The sequence below is a fragment of the Pseudomonas sp. FP818 genome (genome assembly GCF_030687335.1).
GTDB lineage: Bacteria > Pseudomonadota > Gammaproteobacteria > Pseudomonadales > Pseudomonadaceae > Aquipseudomonas > Aquipseudomonas shahriarae.
Map to the genome: position 1 here is coordinate 3,868,836 of NZ_CP117427.1, position 22,185 is coordinate 3,891,020.

Annotated in this window: 12 protein-coding genes; 4 read left to right on the forward strand and 8 right to left on the reverse strand. The window is 60.8% G+C overall.

Annotated elements, in window-relative coordinates; genetic code table 11:
- Positions 1–57 precede the first annotated feature (57 nt).
- From PSH80_RS17390 to PSH80_RS17400, 3 genes are read right to left on the reverse strand one after another with little or no spacing between them, the layout of a single operon-like run.
- Entirely contained in the window at positions 58–1,509 is a 1,452-nt protein-coding gene (locus PSH80_RS17390) for an efflux transporter outer membrane subunit (protein WP_128593349.1), read from the reverse strand.
- A complete protein-coding gene (locus tag PSH80_RS17395) occupies positions 1,506–4,673 on the reverse strand; it encodes an efflux RND transporter permease subunit (protein WP_169990031.1) in 3,168 nt (1,055 codons plus the stop codon). The genes PSH80_RS17390 and PSH80_RS17395 overlap by 4 nt, the downstream gene beginning before the upstream one ends.
- Positions 4,670–5,836, reverse strand: coding sequence for an efflux RND transporter periplasmic adaptor subunit (locus PSH80_RS17400; protein ID WP_186625958.1), 1,167 nt, complete (start codon positions 5,834–5,836; stop codon positions 4,670–4,672). Before PSH80_RS17400 ends, PSH80_RS17395 begins: the two co-directional genes overlap by 4 nt.
- A 500-nt stretch (positions 5,837–6,336) precedes the next feature.
- On the opposite strand from PSH80_RS17400, the gene PSH80_RS17405 reads away from it, so the two are divergent.
- Complete coding sequence (locus PSH80_RS17405; protein ID WP_305417702.1) at positions 6,337–6,906, forward strand: MepB family protein; 570 nt, start codon at positions 6,337–6,339, stop codon at positions 6,904–6,906.
- 41 nt (positions 6,907–6,947) lie between these two features.
- Here PSH80_RS17405 and tnpB read toward each other — a convergent pair whose 3' ends face one another.
- Positions 6,948–7,139 (reverse strand): IS66 family insertion sequence element accessory protein TnpB, encoded by a 192-nt coding sequence (tnpB, locus tag PSH80_RS17410; RefSeq protein WP_370693704.1) that lies wholly within the window; start codon positions 7,137–7,139, stop codon positions 6,948–6,950.
- A gap of 584 nt (positions 7,140–7,723) precedes the next feature.
- On the opposite strand from tnpB, the gene PSH80_RS17415 reads away from it, so the two are divergent.
- Complete coding sequence (locus tag PSH80_RS17415) at positions 7,724–8,218, forward strand: DUF1543 domain-containing protein (protein ID WP_057441699.1); 495 nt, start codon at positions 7,724–7,726, stop codon at positions 8,216–8,218.
- Positions 8,219–8,635: 417 nt separating this feature from the next.
- Here PSH80_RS17415 and PSH80_RS17420 read toward each other — a convergent pair whose 3' ends face one another.
- The 4 genes from PSH80_RS17420 to PSH80_RS17435 all read right to left on the reverse strand — a co-directional run bounded on the left by PSH80_RS17420 (position 8,636) and on the right by PSH80_RS17435 (position 14,622).
- Positions 8,636–9,184, reverse strand: coding sequence for a hypothetical protein (locus PSH80_RS17420; RefSeq protein ID WP_128593356.1), 549 nt, complete (start codon positions 9,182–9,184; stop codon positions 8,636–8,638).
- Between the two features lie 19 nt (positions 9,185–9,203).
- A complete protein-coding gene (locus tag PSH80_RS17425; RefSeq protein WP_015371087.1) occupies positions 9,204–9,458 on the reverse strand; it encodes a hypothetical protein in 255 nt (84 codons plus the stop codon).
- 62 nt (positions 9,459–9,520) lie between these two features.
- A complete protein-coding gene (locus PSH80_RS17430) occupies positions 9,521–9,835 on the reverse strand; it encodes a hypothetical protein (protein ID WP_046068324.1) in 315 nt (104 codons plus the stop codon).
- An 11-nt stretch (positions 9,836–9,846) separates the two neighbouring features.
- Entirely contained in the window at positions 9,847–14,622 is a 4,776-nt protein-coding gene (locus PSH80_RS17435; RefSeq protein WP_305417710.1) for a hemagglutinin repeat-containing protein, read from the reverse strand.
- A 497-nt stretch (positions 14,623–15,119) separates the two neighbouring features.
- Between PSH80_RS17435 and PSH80_RS17440 the strand changes: the two genes are divergently transcribed.
- Both PSH80_RS17440 and PSH80_RS17445 read left to right on the forward strand, forming a co-directional pair.
- Entirely contained in the window at positions 15,120–16,835 is a 1,716-nt protein-coding gene (locus PSH80_RS17440) for a ShlB/FhaC/HecB family hemolysin secretion/activation protein (RefSeq protein WP_057960146.1), read from the forward strand.
- Between the two features lie 103 nt (positions 16,836–16,938).
- Entirely contained in the window at positions 16,939–21,891 is a 4,953-nt protein-coding gene (locus tag PSH80_RS17445) for a hemagglutinin repeat-containing protein (RefSeq protein ID WP_305417712.1), read from the forward strand.
- Positions 21,892–22,185 lie beyond the last annotated feature (294 nt).

Genomic DNA, 22,185 nt, shown 5'->3' on the forward strand with positions numbered 1-22,185 from the left:
GCCAGGCCGTTCTTCGCCGAACACCGCAAGCAGCGCGCTTGCGTACAACAACGGTGTCTAACGCAGTGCCGCAGCACCGCTGCACACCTGCCCCGCCTGCTCGCAGATCTGCCAGCCACCGCCCAATGCCTTGTAGATGCCGACCACCGCCAAGCGCTGCTCGGTGCGCGCCACAGTCAGTGCGCGGCGGCTGCTGAAGTCCGCGCGCTCGGCCTCCAGGACGTCCAGATACACCCCCTCACCTTCCGTGAAACGCGTGCGGGCCAACCTCGCCGCCTCACGGTTGGCCGCCGCTTCCAGCAGCCGCAAGCCCAAGGTGCTGCCTGCAGCACTGTTGGCCTGGAACGCGTCATCGGTTTCTTGCAGGGCGCGCAATACGGTCTGGTCGTAGCTGATCAATGCCGCCTGGGTGCGCGCCTCGCTGGCGGCGATCCGCGCACGTACGCGCCCAGTGTCCAGCAGCGACCAGCGAATGACCGGTGCGATAAAGTTCGACTGCATGCCCGAGTCGCCCAAGGCGCCGAGGCTTCCGGCCAGCAGACCGATGGAACCCTGCACCTGGATATCCGGATACAAACCGGCTGTTGCCACGCCGATCTGCGCGGTCTCGGCTGCCAGCACCCGTTCGGCTGCGGCGATATCGGCGCGCCGGGCCAGCAAGCCGGCCGGGTCGCCCACCTGCAGGGTGCGCAGGTTCAAGGTCTCACGGCCGGGCCGGGCCTGCGGTGGCTTGAACCCTTGTGGCGCCTGCCCCAGTAATACCGCCAACGCGTTGGTGGTGGTTGCCCGACGTCGCTCCAGGCCAGGCGCTACCGCCTCGACATTGCGCAGCAAGGCCTCGGCACGCAGCCGATCGAATTCGGTGGCGGCGCCTACGCTGACCAAGTGCTCCACCAGGCCCAGGCTGTCGCGCTGGCTTTGACTGATGTCCGCCACCACCGCCTGCTCGGCTTCGACCCCTTGCAGCTCGAACCAGGTTGCCGCGACGGTAGCGGCGACGCTCGCCTGCACACTGCGCAGCAACGCCTGGCGCGATCCCGCCTGAGCCTGCGCCGCCTCCACCGAGCGCCGGACGCGGCCGAACAAGTCGATTTCCCAGGCGGCATCCAGCGCCGCGCGCGTGGTTTCAAGGGAGCGCTGCTGGCCGAGGGGGGTCTCGACTTCGCTGCGCTGTCGGTGCTCATACCCTAACGCGGTACCGCCGCTGGGCAAGAAGCCCTGGCGGCTCTCGCGCAACATCGCCTTGGCTTCGTCGAGCCGCGCGGCCGCGATGCCGATATCGTGGTTGGCCGCCAGCGCCTGCTGGATCAATTGGCTGAGGGCCGGCTCATCGAACACACGCCACCACTGCACCTCGACATCGCCCGTACCAAGACCGGCAATGGGCGCGCCGAAGCTTGCTGGCCGTTGCGCGGCGGGCAACACCGGCGCGGAGTAATCGGGCCCGACTGCGGTGCAGCCAGCCAGCAGGAGCGACGACACCAGAAACGCTTGATAGGCCAATTTCATGACACGCGCTCCTCCAACTGCAGCTTCGGACTCGAAACCTTGCGCAGCGCAAGGCTGCGCATCACCACGTAGAACACCGGCGTCAGGAACAGACCGAACAGGGTCACCCCCAACATCCCGGCAAACACCGCAACCCCCATGGCATGGCGCATCTCGGCCCCGGCACCGCTGGCAAATACCAGCGGCACCACACCGGCGATGAACGCCAGCGAGGTCATCAGAATCGGTCGCAAGCGCAGCTGGCACGCATGGATAACCGCTTCCAGCGGGTTGGCGCCTTCGGCTTCAAGGCTGCGAGCGAACTCGACAATCAGGATGGCGTTTTTCGCAGCCAGGCCGACCAGTACCACCAGCCCGATCTGTACAAACACGTTGTTATCGCCGTCCACCAACCAAACGCCGATGATCGCGCTGAGCAGACACATGGGCACAATCAGCAAGACCGCCAGGGGCAACAACCAACTGTTGTATTGCGCGGCCAGGATCAGATAGGCCAGCAACACACACAGCGGGAAAATGAACAGCGCCGATGACCCAGCGAGCTTTTGCTGGTAGGTCAAGTCCGTCCATTCATAGGTCACGCCCTCGGGCAGTACCTCCTGTGCCAGGCGCTCCATGAGTGCGACGGCCTGCCCGGAACTGACCCCGGGCATCGCTCCGCCGGAGATATCGGCCGAAGGATAGCCGTTGTAATGAATCACCCGATCGGGCCCGGAACTCGGTGTGACGGTGACAAACGCCGACAACGGCAGCATGTCCCCGGCCGCGTTGCGCACCTGCAGGCGGCCGATGGCTTCGGCCTGCATACGGTGGTCCGCATCGGCCTGGGCAGTCACCTTGTAGGTGCGGCCGAACCGGTTGAAGTCGTTGACGTACAGCGAACCGAGGTAGACCTGCAAAGACTCGAACACATCCGCCAGTCGCACCCCCTGGCTCTTGACCTGGGTGCGGTCGATATCGACATTCAGTTGGGGCGCGTTGACGTCCAGGCTGGTCATCAACCCGGCGACCTGGCCCGACTCGGTGGCTTTTGTCATCAGCACCTGGGTCTGCTGCACCAGAGCCTGGAGCCCGACCCCACCCCGGTCCTCAACCTGCAGCTTGAAGCCTCCGGTCACTCCAAGACCGGGCACTGGCGGCGGTGGGAATACACCGAGGAAACCGTCGGGAATGCTCGCGAACTTGGCTTGCAGGCGCCCGGCGATGGCGACCGCAGCCATGTCGGGAGAAGTACGCTCCTTGAACGGATCGAGCATAACGAACATTACGGCAGCATTCGGTACGTTAACGAAGCCGTTGACCGACAGCCCAGGGAACGCCACCACGCTTTCGACGCCCGGCTCATCCAGGGCGATTTTCGACATCTGCCGCACCACCGCATCGGTACGATCCAGGGAGGCCGCATTGGGCAACTGGGCGATACCGACCAGGTAGTACTTGTCTTGCATCGGCACGAAGCCCGCCGGTACAGCGTTGAAACCAAACCAGGTCAGCGCCAGCAAGCCGCCATACACCAACAGCGCCGCGCCGCGACGACCCGCGACCTTGCGCACCGTGTTGCCATACGCCTGCGGTGCCCGCTGGAACGGCCGGCTCAGCACTTGCACCAGATGCGCGGCGCGACCGCGCAGGCTGCGCGGGTCATGCACCACCGCAGCGTCGCGCGGGCGCAGCAACAGGCCGGCGAGTGCCGGGCTGAGGGTCAAGGAGTTGACCGCCGACAGGATCGTGGAAATCGCGATGGTCAGCGCGAACTGCCGATAGAACTCACCTTGCAAGCCACTGAGGAAGGCGGTGGGGATGAACACCGCAGCGAGTACCGAGGTGATCGCAATGATCGGCCCGGTGACCTCGCCCATCGCTCGCCGCGCAGCTTGCGTCGGCTCCTCACCGTTCTCGATATGCCGCTCGACGTTCTCGACCACCACGATTGCATCGTCGACCACAATCCCGATGGACAGGACCAGGCCGAACAACGACAGGGTATTGAGGGAGAAACCCATCAGATGCATGACCGCAAAGGTGCCGATGATCGACACCGGCACGGCCATCAACGGGATCAGCGACGCACGCCAGTTACGCAGGAACACCACCACCACGAGGACCACCAGCAGGATCGCTTCCATCAGGGTGATGGCCACTGACTCCAGCGATGCACGCACAAACACTGTCGGGTCATAGGCAATCCGCGACACCATGCCCTCGGGGAAATTGGCCTCCAGACGCTGCATGGTATCGCGCACCGCTTGCGCCACATCCAGCGCGTTGGCGCCCGGGCTCTGGATGATCTGCAGGGCAACGGCCGGCTCGCCGTCCAACAGGCTGCGCAGCGCGTAGGCATCGGCGCCCATTTCGACACGGGCCACATCGCGCAGACGCGTCACCTGGCCGTTATCACCGGTGCGGATGATGATGTCGCCAAACTGCTCCTCGTCCGTCAGGCGCCCGAGGGTATTGACCGTGACCTGGAACGCCGCGCTGGAGTCAGGCGCCTGGCCGACCGAGCCGGCCGCCACTTGCACGTTTTGCTCACGCACTGCGGTAATTACATCGCCTGCGGTCAAGCCACGGGCGGCGATCAGGTCCGGGTCGAGCCACAGACGCATGCTGTACTCGCCCGCCCCCCACACCAGCACGTCGTTGATCCCCGGAATCCGCGACAGCTCGTCGCGCACCTGGAGGTAGGCATAGTTGGAGATGTAGAGCGGGTCATAACGTTGGTCGGGCGACAGCAGGTGGACCACCATGAGGATGTCCGGGGAGGTCTTCTGCGTAACCACGCCCAGGCGCTGCACCTCTTCGGGCAAACGCGGCAGGGCCCGCGAGACGCGGTTCTGCACCTGGATCTGCGCCATGTCCGCGTTGGTGCCCTGGGCGAAGGTCGCGGTGAGGATCATGCGGCCATCGGTCGCCGATTGCGACGTCATATACAGCATGCCCTCGACGCCGGTGATCACCTGCTCAAGGGGCGCCGCCACCGTCTCGGCGATCACCTGGGGGTTGGCGCCCGGATAAGAAGCCGTCACTTGCACCGTGGGCGGCGTCACGGCGGGGTATTCGCTGAGAGGCAAATGAAAGAAGGCCACGATGCCGGCGATCATCATTAACACCGACAGCACGATGGCGAAGATCGGCCGGTCAATGAAAAAGCGTGGGAAGCTCATTGCACGCCCCCCAACACCAACGGCGCATCCAACGGCGCCCCATCAATCCTGGCGGCCAATGGCGTCACCTGCATGCCGGGGCGCACCAGCCCCTTGACGACAATGCGTTCACCCGGTTGCAGGCCCTGCTCAATCACGCGCAAGCCGTTGGCCATCGGCCCCAGTTCGACGGGACGGTATTCGGTCTTGTCGTCTGCGCCGACCACCAGCACATAGCGGCGGCCCTGGTCAGTGCCAATCGAGTGGTCGGCCACCAACACCCGGGGTTGCGGCGCGCCGATGTCCAGCTTGACCTTGGCGAACAGCCCCGGCGTCAGGCGCCCATCCGGGTTGTCGACCACGGCACGCGCACGCACTGTGCCGGTCTTGCGGTCGGCCGCATTGGCCAGGAAGTCCACCCGCCCGGCGCGTGCATAGCTTGCATCGTTAAGCATCGCCACCATGACCCTGGCGGCCTTTTCCCCTTTCGACGCAGCAACCTCCCGAGTCGCGGCAAGCGAGCGCAGATAGGTGCGCTCGTCGACATCGAAATACACATGCAGCGGGTCGATAGAAACGATCGTCGTCAGCGGCGTCACCCCACGGGTGACGTAGTTGCCCTCGGTGACAAGGGCGCGGTCGACACGCCCGCTGATGGGCGCAGTGACGCGGGTGTAGCTCAAGTCCAGTTGTGCAGCATCCAGCGCAGCCTTGGCGGCGTCGACCTGAGCCCTGCCGGCATTCAACGAGGCGATGGCGCTGTCGAGACGATCCCGCGCCACCACCTTTTTGGCGAACAGTTGCTCAGCCCGACCATGCTCGGCCTGGGCCAGCAATGCATTGGCCTCAGCCTCACGCAAACGGCCCTTGGCAGCGTTCAGCGCCGCCTGGAACTCCCGCGGGTCGATCATAAACAAAAGGCTGCCCTTGGCCACGGATTGCCCTTCAGGCACGCTGACACTTTGCAGATAACCACTGACACGCGGGCGCAACTCAACCTGCTCAATCGCGGTCAAGGAACCGGTGTATTCAACAAACGGAGTCACCGGCTGCGCAACCACCTCGGCCACCGGCACACCAGGCGGCTTGGCGGCATCGGCCGCGGGCGCGCTCTCTTTACAGCCACCCAGCGTGAACACGACAGCTATCGCCACGGCGACCAGGGTTATGCGCTTGCCGTACATCGTGTACCTCCTTGTAATTTTCAGGACAAACCAACACTGGAGGTCTTATCCGGCTTGCCATGAGGGGAAGGTCAAGTGTTATGAAAATGGCAAGGGGGGCTGGCAGTAGTCAGGGCGGGACGCAGCGTGAAGCGAGATGTTTGATGTGGGGGGCAAGCCTGATTGGATTTGTTTGCTTCTGCACTGGCATGTGTTTCTTCACATATGCCGCGTGGGTCTATGTGACCCCTCATCTAGTGACTTCTTAGACTTTCCGGGGGGTACCTGCCGGCCGAACACGAACTACCAAATTGCCCACGATTCGGGGCACTTGTCGTATGGCCGCGTTCGGCCAGAAGCTTCCTGTCACGAAGGACCTATCCAAAGCGTAAGCGGCTGGCTATCCCACCTTGCGTAATCACACGATGTAATCGCCCGCAGTCCGTTCGGTATGTCGAAGGGCGTAGCATATGTTCTGGATTGGATCGTGTGGCCAATGAGTGGTTTAGGAGTTGTTCCCTTTGAAATTCGATTTAACTGAACAAGGCACAAAATATGCGGGCGCGGCAGACCCTGGCCTCGGCTATATTCCAAACGATCTGATAGCGGCTATCCAGGATGTGTACACGCCGGCGGGAATGCAATTGACGGATCTGGCTATACGCGAGGCTGAGAGTGCCGAGTATGGTGCCTCCCGCTTTGGCCTCGACGGACACACCATTGTCTTCCGTGTGGCTAAAACAACGCCGACGAAGATTGGACAGTTCGTCACAATATGGAAGCGCCCGACGTCAGGCAGCATCATTGCACCTCTCGATATCGATGATGGCGTAGCCTTTGTTGTGGTGAGTGTGTTCGATGCAACGCATCGCGGACAGTTTGTTTTCGACCAGAAAATACTGGCATCAAAGGGCATCATGGCGACTAACGGTAAAGGTGGTAAGCGCGCTATCCGCGTTTATCCACCTTGGGTCAAACCAGTCGCCAAAGAGGCCGTTAGGACACAGCAATGGCAACTACGTTACTTTCTTCCTCTTGAACAAAGCGGTAACGCCGATTCCGTGCAGGTGCGTCGGCTCTTTGAAGTTTAAGATCCTTATTCGTCATTCTTGAGCGTTCTGGGTAATGGCAGCTAAAGCACTGTGATCGAGCCGCCCGCGGCTATCCGCTGCCAAGGCAAGCCCAGTATCAAGGCCTGAAGTTGCTCGTTGTCGAGTTCGACGTCCGATCCGTGCCGGATACCTGGCCAGTGAAACTTGTCTTGGTTCAATCGTCGCACCGAACACCGCGATAACTCTAGCCAACGCGGTCTCGGTACCGGCACGCATGTCCATCGGCTCGGTGGCGATCCAGATGGAATCGATGCGGATCATTGAGCGAGTCCACGGATGAATCGTGGTGCTGTACTGCCTGTGTTTTGGGGGCTACGGGCTTAGATGTTCCAACCCATCACCGATAACGCTGTTGAGTTTACGCCTGACTGGCGGCAAACGACGCTAACCTGCCCTTCACGAAGGGCTGCAGCACCTTCAGTTAGGGTGTGAATATTTACCAGGAGGGCTGGTCCTGTGAGTCCTCGTCTCCGGACTTTACTACTTTCTGAATCGACCACAGGTCTTTGCGCACGCGTTCGGGAGGCGGTGAAGCCCCCGAAAATGTTAACCCCGAACGCCTACTCGATGCCTATAGAGGCCTGACTGACACCTGTATAATTACATTCTTTGATCCTTCATCACCATTTACGCATGGCGTTGTAGGAGGTGTGTTTATATGAATTTTATTAGGTTATTGATTTGATTTTTTGACTTGCGTGCAATTGTCGGTGCGATGTTAATGGCGTTTAAAGCATGATAATATGGCCCGCAATTATTTGAGCTGTTCCATTTTTAATTTATAGCAGGGCGAATAATGCTTTTTATTGTAATGTTAGGCGGAAAACATCCTAGAGCGAAAATTGAAGTCCATGATATAGCCTTCGTATTAGCTGATAGCTTAGAGGATGCATATCCTCAGCTTAGACAGAGTTGGTTTGGATCTCCTGTAGGCCTTCATATTGATGCATGGATGGCAGTTGATGGAGTTGCAGGCTGGAAGTTAGAACTAAGTGAATTAGCTCCCCGCCCTGGATCAATGCGTTTGTACTTTATCAATTTAGGCGGGTATGAAGTTAAATCCTTTGGCGAAGCGCATCACTATTCTCTGATAGTTGCGAAAGATAAGCGGGAGGCGATGAGCCTCGGTAAACGCGAGATTTTAAAGCACTGGGTCCAGGCCCATACTGATGGTGTGCTGGATGTGGACGACTGTTTGCCGATTGATGCGATAGAAGGACGATACGTTCATTTGGTTGAGGGACCACACGACGGCATCATTCAGCGCAATGACTACATTGTTTTGTCGTAACGTTTGATTAGCTCAACACGTCATCTGCTGAATCGCCCGAATTTCCTACGTAATGAGCGGCCACTTTTGGCCGTTTTCTGCCTGTGACGACCGATTGAATTCGGCCATAAGCGGACATGTCAGAAAAATTGTGGTCGGTGATGCCATCTATCTCCATCTCGTGACAGCGCCAGAAAACGATTGGCCTTTGTCTGGATGTCTACCTCAAAAGCGGACGACCAACTCGGTTCTGGTTTCGCCCAGCTTGCCTCCTCCGCAAGTGCAAGCTGGCTCACTTCTCTGCCTCTTGGATACGCCTGGTATGTCAAGTCGGCTAAAGGCCACGCCCCGATGCGCATTGATTCGGCTCACGTTTAGGTTTGAACTATCCGCAATGTCCGGATAGCCACCTATAGCTGGAACTCTGAATACGCTAAGCTAAAAGGCATCCAATGCTCTACACAGCCCTGCCTTCTCAACAGGCTCGTTTTCAGGTTTTCCAGCTGGGTTTAAGCGCTGCAACGCGACCAGGCACTGGCCACCGTCCAGCAGGATCAGTTCGTAATCTTGCCCGGCCTTGGGGGTGAAGTGAAAGCTCTGCCTGCAGCTATAGGAATTGCCGCCAGAGACATAGCCCTCACTCTGGAAGTTCATGGCAAAAGGCTTGTTCGCCGGCACCTTCAGTTCGCTACGCGCCGAGCCTTGCGCCTCCACCCGGCGGTTGCTCTCGGGCATGCCCAGGCTGCGGCCATTATTCTGACCCGCAAAGCCGGATTCGGACACGGTCATCACCCCGGCGCCAGGCACACGCCAGTCGATGCAGTCACGGCCCGGCACACCGCGCGCCACGCCATTGGTGATCACGCGCAAGCGTGCGGTATCCCCTGCTGTGGGTTCAACATAGGGCGTGTTGTAAGCACGGATATTGGAAATATTGCCGCAGCCACTCACGGCCACGGCCAGGCCGGCTATCAGAAACGCTCTCATGGAAGTCCTTTTTTGAGGCTTAACGGCAGTGATAAGGGCTTTCGCTGCTCAGTTCCTCGCCGGTCCGGGCATCGCGAATGATGACCGTCGCCCCCGGCGCATTGAGGCAGAACGCATTGCGTATGGGGTAAATGTTATGGCCCTCGGCGGTGAACGTGCCGAGCTTGGTTAACGGGGCGCCGGAGGCGTCCTGAGCCGTCACGGTGTACTCACCCGACATGGTCAGACAGCCGCTCAGTAACAGCAGCAAGGTGGCGCAGATTGCATATTTCACAGGTGATGTCCCTATCGTGTTGAGTGACGAACCCTCAAAAAGAGGGCGGTTTTTTTGTGGTTTCATTGCGCCGACTCACAGGCCTTCAACGGTTCTTGGGTGCGCAACGCACAGACGTCAAAACCATCACGCCGGGTGTAGCCCGAGCGCTTCATACACACAAAGCGCTGCGCCCGCTCCTGGAAGCTGGCATTGGGATCGATGCCGGAGCCATTCTTCTCACCGCAAGCCAACATGGAGGTCAAGACATCCTTGCTGCTCGCGCCGGGTTTCTCCCATAAGTCCGCATCAGCCGCCGGGGGCTGAAAGGGCTCGCTGAAACAGGCGGTGACGAGGGTAGCAAGCAGCAGCGCCAATGCCATAGGTTTAAGCCACATGATCAATCTCCTTATTTTCTCGGGCTGACAGGCACCAGCACCGGCTTGCCTTGCGGCCAATATCTTGCGCAGGCTTGCGCACCACTGCCATAACAGCTGTGCATGGTCGTATCACCGGTGAAGACATTGCCCAACTCCTTGAGCAAGCTGCTGCCCTCAGGTATTACGCCGCCAGTACCCGGGTTATTGCCCATGAAGAACCACCTGCCCACCGGGTCGTTGTTATGAACTTCGTATTTAAGAACCATCTTCGCCTGTTCGACTGGGTCGGTGACGGCCGAACGGTTTTGCAAAAAGGCCAACTGTTCATCGGCGGTGTAAACATTGAACGCGCCACCGAAGTTATACACCGTAGTCTTGCTGAGTAACCCGGCAGCATCAGGCATGTTGTAAATGGATTGTCGGGAGTTGCCACCGGTCATAGTGCCGCGACTGTGTTCAGTCAGGTGCAAGCCAGTGGCGCCATAGTCGAGCTGCAACTGGCGCGAGGCCGCGGTGTAGTTGGTCAAGCCGAAAAAGTCGTTATCCATCGCCTTCTGATACCCGGCAATCAACAGCTCCGACAGGGTATTGTCCGCCTTGGGAAACCACATGAAATACTGTGGCCCGGTCGCGCCAGGGTCGCGATGCTGAGCCGCGTATTTAGCCGCGGCTTTGTCGTCGTTGAAAATGCCATTGAGGGCTACGTTGACTACGTTGTTTTCATCCGCCTGCAGATGTTGCCTTTCTGCATCACCCACTACACGGAACAACGGCTTTTGGTCCGCGCCTTCCTTCACATTGCCCTGTTCATCCAGCTCCAGCGCCAACATCTGTGGCGGCGTTTTGAACATGGTGCGATACGCCTTATCGGTAAACTGCACCCCTTGGCGATAGGCCTCATTCTTGATCGACTGCTCCGCCTCGGCGGTACGCTGCAGTTTGTCCAGGTCCTGACGCTCGGCGCCAACATGGGAGTGGGCGGTGTCACGGTTAAGGCTGGCCACGGTTTGACTGGCATCACGGCCGGTCAATTGCTGCTGGCGGTAGGCATCGGTAATGAGGATATTGCCGGCACTCACCACGCTCAGCGTGTTGCCCTCGGAAGAGTCCGAAGCCTTCCCTGCATCCAGGTAGTTGCTGAACAAGGCCTTGCTGGCGCCGTACATGCCCTGGCCGACAAAGTCGCTGCTGAGGGTGAGCCCACTGCTGTCGGCGCTGGCCTTGGCGCTGTTGTGCAGGTCAGCGGTGGTCAATGAGCCGGTACTCAAGCTGTTCTTGCCATCGGCAATCGCCTTGTCGTTGCTGGCGATCACGCCGCCCACCAAGTGGGTGTTGCCCTTGACCCGGATATCAAAACCACCGTCCCCGGCCCGAATGCCGCTCTGCTCAGTGACACTTTCAAAGTTGGATTTCTGAATGCCTTTGTTCTGACTCAACGTGAAGCTCGATGAGCCGATGCAGAATGGCGGCACGCAAATACTCACGCCCACGCCCAGGCTAGTCTGTTTGGCCTTGTAGGTACTGGTGTCCTGCAGGCTTTCGACACTGAAATCACCGCCCACATCGGCCGTGACTTGCTTGCCACTCACCACTGCGCCCTTGAGTCGGGTATCGCCACCGGAATCGAGCGAGACCTTATTACCGGCGTCCACATGGGTATTGCTCCAGACCACATCATCGCCATCGGCCTTGCCGCGGTTTTGGGACGCCCCTGCGTTAAAACTGATGCCAGTGGTTTGGCCGCCGATGGCAATGCCAATCCCAAGGCTGGCGTTGCTGCCCTTTTCGGTCGTGCGCTGTTGCACCGTGTTTTGCGCGGCCAGCAAGGCAATAGCGCCGTCGGCCTTGAGGTTAACGTCATGGCCGGCGGTGATCTGGCTGCCTTGTACGGTCAGGTTACTGTTCTTGCCGGCGCCGGCCGCGGTAATGTTGACATCACCACCGGCCAACACCGACGAGCTGGCGGCCGAATTGGAGGTCTGCTCGGTTTTACTTTCCTTCTTGCTGGTGCCGGCCGAAATGCTGATATTAATGCCGCCGGCCATGGACCGGTCCTTGTCATACTGGATATAGCCGTTGCCCGCCCCCATCAGGGTGTTGACCAGCGCCAGTGTTTTGAGCCGGCCATCATCGGTGCGGTCGGACGCGGTTTTCATGCGCTGGGCGGTCTGCACGGCTTCGATCACCGGGTTGGTTACGGTAATCGTGAGGCCGCCTTGCTTGAACTTGGTCTCCTGGGTGATGTGTTGCTGGTCACGGGCCTCAAGGATATCGACCAACCGCGCGGCAATGTTCACATCGCCCTTGGGCGCCGTCACTTGGCTGCCGACCTGGCGGTAGGCATTGCCGGCCAGGATACTCACGTTGCCATCGGTGGCGCCGATGGTGCTGGCCGCCGCCGTTTCACTGGCGGTACGGTTTTTGTCGCTGCGCTGCTGGCTGCCGATGGTCACCGCGATGGCGCCACCGCTGAACAGCCCGCTTTGCTTGACCTCCTTGAAGTGCTGTTCGCTGAGCTGGTCGGTGGCGGCCACCACATTCACATCGTGCCCGGCTACCAGGGTGGTGCCACTGGTGGAGACCACGTTACTGCCGCGCACATTCAAGTCATTGTCGGCCTTGACCCACGCGGTCTCGCCACTGAGGGTGGTGGCCTGGGCGCGGGTTTCACTCACGGTGTCGCGGGTTGAAGTGGTCTTGCTGGAGAACAAGCTGTTACTGCCGGTGACCTTATGGGCCTCGTCGACAAAGTTGTAGCTCTGGCTGGTGCTTAAATTGACGTCGCGGCCTGTCGAAACGGTGACCCCGCCCTGCTCGCTGACGACCTTGGCACCTCGGGCATTGAGGTCATTGTCCGCGATCAGGCGTACCTCGCCCTCACCCTGGATAACACTGCCGACATCGGTGCGGCTCGCGTCCTTGCGCCAGTTGCTGGCGTTCCATTGCACGCTTTGTTCACGGCTCTGGGTCACCGTGCCCAGGTTGATATCGTGGCCAGCAACCACCGTGGTCTTGCCGTCCTTGCCGGAACTGACGATCTGCGCCGCACTCAGGTTGATATCGCGCGCCGCGTTCACCACCAGTTCACCCTTGGCATCGGAGACAAACAACCCGGCAACCCGCGAAATACCCGTGGCGGTGCCCTGGGCACTTTCGGTGTTGCGCGTGGTGGACACCATGTTGATATCGCGACCGGCAACCGTATTCAAGCGCGTGGAGGCATCGATCAACCCGCCGAGGTTGTTCAAGTCGGTGCGGGCTTTTACCTCCACCTCGCCACCGGTCAGGCGCCCGCCCAGGTTCTGCAGGTTGTCGGCGGAAATCGCCAGCACGCTGCGCCCGGCGATCGTGCCGCGGTTAACCAGGTCGCCTTGTAGCTTGAGGTCGACCACGTTGCCCGCCATTAGTGCACCGGAGCCATCCAGGTCGCCGTCGCGCACCCGCACATACACCTGCGGCACCAACGCCTGCGTCACGCTGCCGTCGGCAAGGGTTACGTCCTTCTTCACCAGCCAGACGATGTCGCTGGTCAACTGGGCCATTTGCTCAGGGCTGAGCGCCACACCCGGCACCAGCTTCCACTTGCCGGCGTAGGTCAGCGCACTGTCGAGCAACGCGCGGTACTGGGTCTCATCATTGGCGTAGCCGTCGAGGAAGCGTCTGCCGGTGAGTTGGGCAATCTGTTCGCGGATCAGTTTTTGCTCATAGAAACCATCGCCCAGCCGCGTAAGGGTCAGGCCCGGATCCAGTTGCAGCCGATCCAGCATGTAGTTGGAAGACAGCCAGGAACGATAACTGGTGAAACGCGGGTCGCTCTCCACCAGATAGTTCGGGTTGGCCTGGGGATTGAGGTGGAACAGGCTGTTGTCCGGCACCTGCACATTAAGCCCGCCGGTACGGATTGACTCACCTACGCCTCCCGCCGCCGTCGCTTGCAGCGCCGCCACTTCCAGCACCGGGCCAGGCGCTCGGCCATTGCCCACATTGACCTTGGCCGCACTGGCACCGCCTGCAGCCTGATCGACGCTACTGGTCAGGCGAGTGCCGAGTTGCAGGCCACTGCCGGTATGGGCGGTGTTTTGCAGGTACTGGGTTGGCCGCAGGAAAATATCCGTGACGCTGGCGGCCGGGTTGTAGGCGGCTGTCGAACGGCCCTGACGATCACGGCCCTTGCGATGGATGCGATACAAATGGCTGAACGTGCCACTGTCCGTCACCGTCTGCTGCCCGGTGACTTCGGTGTTGTTGAGCTGTCCGATAGTGCCCACCAACGTGCCGCCGGCGATGATCCGGCTCTTGTCGTTCAACACCGAATTGGCGGTCAGCAGCATTGAGCCGCCGGAAAGGATTTCACCCGGGTCCGAGGTGAGGATCTGGGTCTGGGTAGTGGTACGAGTGTAGTCGTAGCGGTTGTAGTTATCGGCCACGCCCTCGGGGCTGACCAAGTGGCTGACTTCGTCGTTGTAGAGTGAGATCTGATCCGGGCGATAGCGATTGGCAGAGCCGGTGTGCTGGAACTCCTGGACGCCTTCGCGGCTGACCTCAACCACTTGGGTGCTGAAGTGTTCGTTGGTATTGCGCAACTCGGCACTGTTAAGGCTCAGCCCGCCGAGTGCTTCGATACTTGCGCTGGCGTTATGCACCAGCCCGGCCTGGCCGGTGGCCTGGCCCTGGGCATCCAGCGCGCCGCCGATCAACAAGTCACCGGCACTGAAAAGCATGGCGTGCTCACGGTTGACCAGCGTCCCGACGCCAATGTCCAGGCGTTCGCGCGCGGCGATCACGGCCGCTCGGGCATCTTCCACATCATTGGTCAGTTGCCCCGCCGCAATGGATACGTGATCACCATAAATACGGCCGCTGCCAACCAGTTACAAGCATCACGGCGAAGGCCGCGTGCAGTAACGGGGCAAGCGCAAGATTCACTACCGATGCCTGGAGGCGAGTAGAGAACAGAATGCCGATGTTCAGCTGTTTGTATTGAACAACCTGATGCTAGCCCAGCGGCTTTTGTAAAAGGCAAAGGGGTAAATACGTCTGAAAGGCAGGGTTGATCGGTGAGTCAGCAGAATGAGAGCAGAAATCGCCTCATGAAACGCCCAAACGAGTTGTCGCCAGGCCCTCCCGCACCACCTCTATGCATTTATTTTGTGAATAACGCGGCATTCCCCACGTTTTACGTAAAAAGTCCTGCCACTGATGTAACAAACAGTTTAATGATGGCTCAACTGTGCAAAATCCCTGAGTTCACCGTTTGGCTAATGGGTATGGATTGTGCGTACTTCTACGTTAAGGATGTCGAGTGCCAAATCAGCCCTCAACCCAACGCCAGTATTGTATCCAGAGCCTGGGCGTCGCCCTGCTCTGCCTGTGCGCGCTGCCGGCCGCCGCCGCCGATGGGCCGCAAGCGGGCCAGGAAGCGCTGCGCTTGCAGCAGCAACAGCAGCGCGACTTGCAGCAATTACACCTGGAGCAGCGCCAACGGCAACTGCAACGCGGTAGTTTCGGTACGCAAGCGGCCACGCCGGCCTTGCCAACAGACATCGCCAAAGATGACCGCTGCTGGCCGCTAAGTGGCACGCGCCTGGCAGGGGTCACGCTGTTCAGCAAGGCTGAGCTGAACAAACGCATCGAACCCTACGTGGCGCCGTGCATGGGCGTCACCCAGATCAACCGCCTGCTGGCCGAGATCACCCAGCTGTATGTGCAAGCCGGCTATATCGCCAGCCGCCCGTACCTGATCAGCCCGCCGGCGGCCGGACAGTCGCTGGATATTCACGTCGAAGAGGGCTACCTCGAAGCCATCGAACTGGCCGACCAGAGCCTGCCGGTGTCATTAGGCGGCGCGTTCCCCGGGATGCTCGGCAAGCCGCTGAACCTGCGCGATTTGGAACAAGGCCTGGACCAGCTCAACCGCCTGCGTTCGGTGGACCTCACCGCCGACATCGCCCCTGGCAATGAAGCTGGCGCCTCGCGCATCATCCTGCGCTCGCGCAGCACGGCGTCACGCTGGGGGCTGGGGCTTGGAGTGGATAACCTCGGCAGTGCCGGCACGGGGCGTGATCGCAATGCCATCAACCTGAGCCTGGACAGCCCGCTCAAGCTCAACGATTCGCTCAACCTGAGCTTCAGCGACACGCTCAACCACGGGCCGCGCTACAGCCGCAGCAACAGCCTGTTCTATTCCATCCCTTACGGGTACTGGACCTACAGCCTGTTCGCCAGCCACACCGAATACCGCTCGCCGTTCAAGCTCAGCCGCGCCACGTTTTACAACAGCGGCCGTACCGACCAGGTCAGTTTGCGCACCGACCGCGTGCTGTGGCGCGACCAGGGCCATCAACTCAGCGCCAACCTGCAACTGGCCTACAAGGACGTCGACAGCTACCTGCAAAAGGTTCGCTTAGGCATCCAGAGCCCGACGCTGACAGTGGCCGAGGCTGGCCTGAATCTGTTCTGGCTCAACAGCGCAGTGTGGAACCTCGACGTCAATTACGCCCAAGGCCTGACATGGTTCGGCGCCGACCGTGATGCCGACCAAACGCAAAAAAACCTGCCCCAGGCGCAATTCCATAAGTACCGCGCCAACCTCACCCAATGGCGCAACGGCCAATGGCTGGGGCAACCGTGGCAGTGGCAGAGCCAGCTGTCGGCGCAATACAGCCCGGATGCGTTGCCTGCCATCGAACAACTGCTGGGCACCGACGATTCGGCGGTGCGTGGCTACCGCGAAAACATCACGTCCGGGGCCATCGGCGCGGTATGGCGCAACACCTTGCGCCTGCCGCTCACCAGCGACCTGCCGGTAAAAATCACCCCGCGCCTGGGCCTGGACAACGGCTGGATCAAGCGCGAACACGGCGCTCAAAGCCAGCGCCTGAGCGGTGCCAGTGCCGGGCTCAACCTCAGCTGGAAAAACGTGCAACTGGACCTCGATTACCAACGCAACCTCAACACGCCCGCAGGGTTTGGCCAGGAGCCGGAGGTCTGGCTGACGCGCCTTAGCGTGCAGATTTGAGCAACACCTGTTTAGCCTGAGTTAACCGCCGTACCTGACCACCACAGCAGCGTTGCAACGAACAACGCACGTCGCGGATCAGCCAACACAAAGCGAATTTTTTATGCCGACTGACACCCATACGTTCCACCTTTCACCCCAGGGCAAACTGCGCTGGGCCATCGCCAGCCTGTTCCTGCTGCCACAGCTGGTACTGGCCGGAGGCTTAACCGTCGTCGAAGGGCCTGGCGGTACGCCGCAGCTGCAAAACCAGGGCGGCGTGCCCATCGTCAACATCGTCGCGCCGAATGCCGGCGGCCTGTCCCATAACCAGTTCCTGGACTACAACGTCGACCGCCAGGGCGTGGTGTTGAACAACGCCTTGCAGGCTGGTCAATCGCAACTCGCCGGGCAGCTGGCGGCCAATCCGCAGTTCCAGGGCCAGGCGGCGAGCGTGATCCTCAACGAAGTGGTGAGCCGCAACGCCTCGGCCATCAACGGCGCTCAGGAGATTTTTGGCCGGGCTGCCGATTATGTGCTGGCCAACCCCAATGGCATTTCCGTCAACGGCGGCAGTTTCATCAACACCCCAAATGCCAACCTGGTAGTGGGCCGCCCTGAGCTCAACGACGGCAAGCTGCAAGGCTTGAACACTCGCGATGCAAGCGGCCACCTGACGGTGCAGGGCCAGGGCCTGCAAAACGGCGCGGGGTCGATCAACCTGATCGCGCCGCGTATCGACAGCGATGGGCGCCTCAGTGCGCGTGACCAATTGAACCTCAAGGTCGGCCGCAATCAGGTCGACTACGCCAGCGGCCAGGTGCGCCAGGTCGACCCGGCGAGCAAAACCCAGGACCAGCGTATCGACGCCCGCCTGTTCGGGGCAATGCAGGCCGGCCGTATCAACATCATCAGCACCGCCGAAGGTGCCGGGGTGCGCGTGGGCGCGGTGCAAGTCGAGGGCCGTGATGGGGTGAAGGTCAGCTCGGCCGGCGACCTCGATATCAGCGGCCAGGTCCACGCCAACAGCCTCGACGCCACCCGCGCCGGTGTGCAGAGCCGCCAGGGCGATGTCGACTTGCACAGTGCCAAAGACTTGAGCCTCGCCGCCACCGACGTCGGCGGACGCAACGTCAAGCTCGACGCCGGCCGCAACCTCACCCTCAGCAGCCTGGAAAGCCAAAAACTTCAGGAAAAACGTGAGCAGTGGAACAACAGCAACTTCCTGTTCACCTACGAAACCTATGACCGCACCACCACCGACAAGGACTCGCGTCAGCACGGCAACAACGTCGTCGCACAACAAAATGCCACGCTGTCGTCCGGCGCCAACACCGAGATCAAGGCCAGCAAGGTCGAAGCAGGCGACGCATTGCGCGTCAACAGCGGCGCCGACCTGCAACTGAGCGCCGCCACCGAGACCCACGAAACCCGCGACCAGGGCAACCACCGCAAGCACCTGTGGAAAGCCAACTGGGACAAGTCCAGCAGCGAACAGCGCAGCGTCACCAGCAGCCTCAAGGCCGGCAAAGCCCTGGAACTGACCAGCCAGCAAAAACTGCAACTGCAAGGCGCCGAACTGAAATCTGCGGGCGATATTCAATTGGCCGCTCGGCAAGTCGACATCACCAGCGCCAGCCGTACCCAGAGCAGCAGCGACAACGCTTACTCCGGCGACCTGACTGGCGGCAGTTTCTTCGGCAAGAACGGCGATGGCGATAAGGGCAAGACCCTGAACACCGGCAGCAAGGTCAACGCCGATGGCAAGCTGATCGTCAAGGCGGACGACGTGCGCATCAGCGGCAGCCAGGCGCGTGGTGGCCAACAGGCCAGCGTCATCAGCGACAAAGGCTCGCTGGTGATCGACGGCGTGCAAGACACCTCCCACGACAATAGCTACAGCAACGACAGCAAGTTCTTTGGTATCTCCAAGGATGAAAGCCGCAAGAACCTCAAAGACAGCACCGTCGTCGCCAGCAACCTGCGCTCGGACAGCAACCTCAAACTGCAAAGCGCCAAGGACATCAGCGTCAGCGGCTCCAAGGTCTCTGCGGCAGGCGAACTGCAAGCGAATGCCAAGGGCGACATCAAAGTCGCGTCGGCTGAAAACACCTCTCACACCACTACCAGCACTCACACGCGGGGTTTCGATAGCTACGCCAAGGAAACCGCCGACGGCACGCATCAGTACCGCGCGGGTGTGAGCTATGCAGACCAGCAGCACGCCAGCAAGACCGACACCACCCAGCAGCAAGCTTCCAGCCTCAGCGGCGGCAGCCTGGCCGTCACGGCCGGTGGCGACGTGAGCATCAAGGGTTCCGAGCTGAAGGCGACCCAGGGCGATGCGACCGTGAGCGGCAAAAACGTCGAGCTGTTGGCGACCGATGACAGCACCCGTAGCCAAACCGACACCACCACCACCGCTGGCGGCGTGTATTACACCGGCGGCCTGGACCGAGCCGGCAATGGTGCGCAGTTCAGCCACCAGAGCAGCACTGACACCAGCCACAAAACCACCGCGCAAACCAGCAGCGTGGCGTCGGCCGGCACGCTGACGATCAACGCCGGCAACACCCTGACCAGCCAGGGCGCGCAGGTGAAGGCAGGTTCTGAGTTGCAGGTCAACGCGGCGCAGGTCGATAACCAGGCGGCGCATAACACCGAGACCGGCACCCACAAAGAGAACGGTTGGACCGCCGACGTCGGCGCCAATGTTGAATACAAAGGCATCACCCGGCCGATCGAAAAAGCCGTCGACGGCGTGGCCCAGGCCAAATTCCATCAGCCCGGCCTGCTGGATGCCTTCGAGCAACCGAATGTCGGGCTCGATGTGGAAGTCGGCCATACCAACAAGACCCGCACACAGCAGGACAGTACCGCCGTGGTCAGCCAGTTCAGCGGTAGCACGGTGCAGGTCAATGTCGCCAACACCGTGAAAGATGAAGGCACCCAGTACCACGCCAGTGAGGGCGGGCTGAAGATCAATGCCGGCGAGCACCTCGTCACGGCGGCCGCCAACACCCACACCAGCAGCGAGCAAGGCGTTGACGCCAAAGTGGGCGTGCGCGTCTACACCACCACCGGTGAAGACTTGAACGTGCGCGGCAATGGCGCAGGCGGCAGCAGCGATGTGCGCGAATCCAGCAACACGGCGGTGGTCGGCAGCTACGCCGGGGCCCAGGGTGTGAACATCGAGACCCAAGGCGACGCGCGTTATGAAGGCAGCCAGTTCAACGGCGGCCAGGCAGGCGTCAACCTCAAAGCCGGTGGCGAATTGGCGCTGAACCAGGCCAACGATACCCAGAGCAACACCAATAACAGCCTGCGCGGCAGCGGTTCTATGACCGTGGGCACGGCCCCGGGCAGCAACGGTACGAACGCCAGCCTCGGTGCCGGCGTGCAACTGGACGACAAGCGCCTGAACACCCAGGACAGCCAGGCACGTGTCGCGACGCTGCAGGGCAACGGCCCGATCCAGCTCAGCAGCGGTGGCGACATGACGCTGCAGGGTACTCAGGTCGGCAGCAGCACCGCGAAGACCGGTGACATCAGCCTCAACGCTGGCGGCAAGCTGAATCTGCAAGCGGCCACCGCTACGCACGTGAGCAGCGGCAGCAACCTGGGCGGCGGCCTGACGGTCGGTGCCGGCAAGACCAGCAGCGCTGAAAGCAGCGGCACCACCGGCAGCCTGAGCGCCAACTTCAACATCGGCAAAGTCGCCGAAAACGACCAAGGCGTTAGCGGCGGGCAGTTGCACAGCAACGGCAAAGTGAGCCTCACCAGCGGCGCCAACGCGGCGGATGCGATCCACCTGCAAGGCACTCAGGTGGTGGCTGACAGCGTCAATCTGGATGCGCAAAACGGCGGCATCCTGCAAGAGTCGGCGCAATCGACCCAGGCGCATAACAGCTGGGGCGTGACCCTGGGCGCAGGCGGCAGCGGCGGCAAAACCACCCTGGCCGACGCCGGTGAACATGACACCCCCAAGACCCAGCACGGCATCAATGCGCGGGCCAAGGTCGACGTGGATCACCTGCAAGGCACCACCCAGCACGACAGCCTGATCAAGGCGAATAAGGTGGTGATCAACAGTGCCGGTGACACCCATCTGGCCGGCGCGCGAATTGAAGCCGATCAGGTCAGTGGCAATGTCGGCGGCGACCTCGTCGTCGAGAGCCGCAAAGATCAAGTCAGCAGCACCCAAGTCAACGTCGACGCCAAGCTTGATGTCGAGAAAAACCAGCCCGGCGTGGTCAACAAACTGGCCAAGGCCAGCGGCCCGCTCAAGGACAAGGTGCAAGCCAAGGCCGAGGGCGCGTTTGACAAGCACCGCGAAAAGCTCGAGAACGCCGTGGACAAGGGCACCGAGCACCTGGCCTCGGCCAAGGACAGCGTGGTCAACAGCGTTGGCAACGCCAAGGAACGCCTGGGCGAAAAACTCACCCGCAGCGGTAGCTACGACGTGAACCCCGAGCCCCGCGGCGCCTTCGGTACGAGCGTGGACAAAGCCAAGGCTTACCTGGCGGACAAGAAGGATGCCGTGGGCACTCGCCTGTCCGACCTCAAGGAAAAGGCCTGGCCAAAAACCACTGACAGCTACGCCGTCAACGGCAAAAACACCACCGGCAGTTCGGTGGCCAATACCACCGAAAACGTGCTGTTCGGCGACAAGAGCGGCAACACGTCCTACACCCCGACGTTGAACCTGGACGTCAGCCATGTGGTGAAAGACAGCGTCACTCAAGCGTCGGGCATCCGCACGCAAGGCGTCAACCTGCAGGTGAGTGGCGAAACCCACCTGACTGGCGCCCGGATCAGCGCGGACCAGGGCAAGGTCGACCTGGGTGGTTCCAAGGTCACGGCAACGACGTTGGCCGGCAGCGATTACCGAGCGGATGTCGGGCTGAACCTGTCGAAGTCACCGGTCAACCTGGTGCTGGGCGCCAAGGACGAATTGACCCAGAAACAGGACGACGCCATACGTAAGGATCAAGCCTTCAACCTTGGACCGCTGAGGGTCGGCGGGCACAGTGATAGCCAGGCGTTACAGGCCGGGATCGATCAGCAAACCCATTAACTAGCAATCCACTCGTGGAAGCAGGAGGCTATCCTGCTTCCACTACAGATCGCGTAAGCACCAAAATCCGTATGCGTGAATTAGAGTTTTTCTATGTTAACCAACGCTCGCTGAAATCCATCGACTTCCACGAAAAGACTTCAGGCGTAGTCATCTGGTGTTGGGGCGGTAACGGATGGAGGATAAGGTGGGCAGCCTGATCGCCGCTATGCCAATACCCAAGAGCAAGGTGTAATTGCCGAACGCTTACGGAAAAAGCTCTCGGCCACGGCGTTTTCATGACAGTTACCTCGG

What these genes read in the sequence shown, in the direction of transcription:
- PSH80_RS17390 (WP_128593349.1), bottom strand. Translation starts at nt 1,509, where the DNA reads ATGAAATTGGCCTATCAAGCGTTTCTGGTGTCGTCGCTCCTGCTGGCT.
- PSH80_RS17430 (WP_046068324.1), bottom strand. Translation starts at nt 9,835, where the DNA reads ATGTGGCTTAAACCTATGGCATTGGCGCTGCTGCTTGCTACCCTCGTC.
- PSH80_RS17420 (WP_128593356.1), bottom strand. Translation starts at nt 9,184, where the DNA reads ATGAGAGCGTTTCTGATAGCCGGCCTGGCCGTGGCCGTGAGTGGCTGC.
- PSH80_RS17395 (WP_169990031.1), bottom strand. Translation starts at nt 4,673, where the DNA reads ATGAGCTTCCCACGCTTTTTCATTGACCGGCCGATCTTCGCCATCGTG.
- PSH80_RS17445 (WP_305417712.1), top strand. Translation starts at nt 16,939, where the DNA reads ATGCCGACTGACACCCATACGTTCCACCTTTCACCCCAGGGCAAACTG.
- PSH80_RS17415 (WP_057441699.1), top strand. Translation starts at nt 7,724, where the DNA reads ATGCTTTTTATTGTAATGTTAGGCGGAAAACATCCTAGAGCGAAAATT.
- PSH80_RS17400 (WP_186625958.1), bottom strand. Translation starts at nt 5,836, where the DNA reads ATGTACGGCAAGCGCATAACCCTGGTCGCCGTGGCGATAGCTGTCGTG.